2 protein-coding genes and 2 pseudogenes are annotated in these 1,916 nt (G+C 70.8%); 2 read left to right on the forward strand and 2 right to left on the reverse strand.

Annotated features, from left to right (window positions below):
• Both G6020_RS06485 and G6020_RS06490 read right to left on the reverse strand, forming a co-directional pair.
• Positions 1 to 442, reverse strand: a pseudogene (locus tag G6020_RS06485) (GNAT family N-acetyltransferase); the annotation flags it as partial.
• Complete coding sequence (locus G6020_RS06490) at positions 435 to 1,097, reverse strand: peptide deformylase (RefSeq protein ID WP_182610060.1); 663 nt, start codon at positions 1,095 to 1,097, stop codon at positions 435 to 437. The gene G6020_RS06490 and the pseudogene G6020_RS06485, both read right to left, overlap by 8 nt.
• A 127-nt stretch (positions 1,098 to 1,224) precedes the next feature.
• On the opposite strand from G6020_RS06490, the gene G6020_RS06495 reads away from it, so the two are divergent.
• Together G6020_RS06495 and G6020_RS06500 are read left to right on the forward strand one after the other, a co-directional pair.
• A complete protein-coding gene (locus G6020_RS06495) occupies positions 1,225 to 1,560 on the forward strand; it encodes a DUF3263 domain-containing protein (protein ID WP_241730959.1) in 336 nt (111 codons plus the stop codon).
• A gap of 15 nt (positions 1,561 to 1,575) precedes the next feature.
• Positions 1,576 to 1,916 (forward strand): annotated as a pseudogene (locus G6020_RS06500) (LytR family transcriptional regulator); the annotation flags it as partial.

Raw genomic sequence — 1,916 nt, forward strand, 5'->3', positions numbered from 1 at the left:
CGCGGACGGAGTACCAGTCGCGGACCCCGTCGAGTTCCCGGCAGCTGGCCCACGGCAGCACCGGGACCGCCGAGTTCCCGCGATAGGACCAGTCGTCCCCGGCGCGGCAGAACCAGCCGTCCACCAGCTCGAACTCGGTACCCGGCCACGCCAACGCACCCGCGTACTCGTGGGCCCGGACGTCGCGGGCGCGGACCGGGCGGGGCGGCAACACCTTGAGGACGGCGATGTCGGGGTCGGCGATCCGCACCTCCTCGCCCGACTCCCGGCGTACCACCAGAACGGGATCCAGCTCGACCACGTGCCCGATGACGTCGGTGTAGAGATGCGAACTCTGCCCGTCCTCCAGATGACGACGCACCACCACGCGCATCCCCACCTCCACGCGTCGGCCCGCGTTCCACCGGGACCGGTCCGCCAGACCCCGGTCCTGCTCAGCCATGGAGGTCGGTGGCCTCGTCGTCGTCGTCCTCCTCGTCGGCGAACGGATCGGGATCGGTGGTCGGGTCCCAGCTCAACCCGGGCACGCCCCAGCCCGCGTCGCGGATGTGCCTCTTGGCCGCCTTGCGGTTCCGGCCGATGAGTCCGTCCGTGTAGAGGACGCCGTCGAGGTGGCCCACCTCGTGCTGCAGGCACCGCGCGAACAGGCCGTAGCCCTCCACCGAGACCGGCTCGCCGTTCTCGTCGGTGCCGGTGACCCGGGCCCACCAGGCGCGTCCCCGCGGGAAGTTCACTCCGGGGACGGACAGGCACCCCTCGAGATCCTCCTCCGGGTCCGGCATGGTCTCCGGGATCTCGGAGGTCTCCAACACCGGATTGACCACGCAGCCGCGGCGGTTGATCCAGCCGCCACGGGCCTCGACGTCCTCGCGTGAGACGCCCTCGCCGTCCTCGGTGTCCAGGTCGGGGCAGTCGTAGACGAACACCCGCTTGCGGACGCCCACCTGATTGGCGGCCAGCCCCACGCCGTTGGCGGCGTCCATCGTCTCGTAGAGGTCGCGGACGAGGTCGCGGATCTCCTCCGGGGACCCGGTGACGGGCTCGGTGGGGGCGTGGAGGGCGGGATCGCCGAGGATGACGATGGGCAGGACGGCCATGGCAGACGATCCTAGTGCGCCCGTGGCAGGGTGTCGGATCCGTGTGGTTCACTACGGGGGAATCACAACGGTGTGATCTCCATACCCGCACCGGAGCACCTGCACCGACACCACAGGAGGCGCGCGCATGGGTCGATCAGTTACTGCGGCACGCGGGCCGCAGGTCGCGGGCGGTACGCAGCCCGCGACCGAGCTGCATGCCGCCGATCCCGTCCTGTCCGACCGGGACCAGGCCATGCTCGAGTTCGAACGGCAGTGGTGGAAGTTCGCCGGTTCCAAGGAGGAGGCGATCCGGCAGAAGTTCGAGATGTCCGGCACGCGCTACTTCCAGATCCTCAACGACCTCATCGACCGCCCCGAGGCGCTGGCCGTGGACCCGCTCCTCGTCAAGCGTCTGCGTCGCATGCGGAGCAGCCGTCAGAAGGCACGCGCGGCGCGCAACCTGGGAATGCGACTCGACTGACCTACACTCACCGGCGTGAGCTCCCAGCCCGAAACCTCGCAGTATGATCCCTACGGCCCGGGCGCGCCCGGTGGCGACGCCGGGGTCGATCCCGACCTGGACGAGCCGACGGGCCCTCCTTATCGGGCCATCGCGATGGTCCTCCTCGCCGCAGTGGTCCTCGCGATCGGCATCGGACTCGTCCAGCTGTTCGGGGGTGACGACGAGACGCCGACCGCCACCGATCAGGACACCTCGCAGGTCGAGCAGTCCGAGCAGCCGGGGCAGGCCGTCGAACCGGGACAACCCGGGGACGCCCCCGCCGGCCAGGACCCGCAGGGTGCGCCCGACGGGCAGGCGGCCCCCGGTCAGCCCGT

It is taken from the genome of Dietzia sp. B19, assembly GCF_014145155.1.
Lineage (GTDB): Bacteria > Actinomycetota > Actinomycetes > Mycobacteriales > Mycobacteriaceae > Dietzia > Dietzia natronolimnaea.

Coding starts and splice junctions, on each gene's coding strand:
- G6020_RS06490 (WP_182610060.1), bottom strand. CDS start 1,097: ATGGCCGTCCTGCCCATCGTCATCCTCGGCGATCCCGCCCTCCACGCC.
- G6020_RS06495 (WP_241730959.1), top strand. CDS start 1,225: ATGGGTCGATCAGTTACTGCGGCACGCGGGCCGCAGGTCGCGGGCGGT.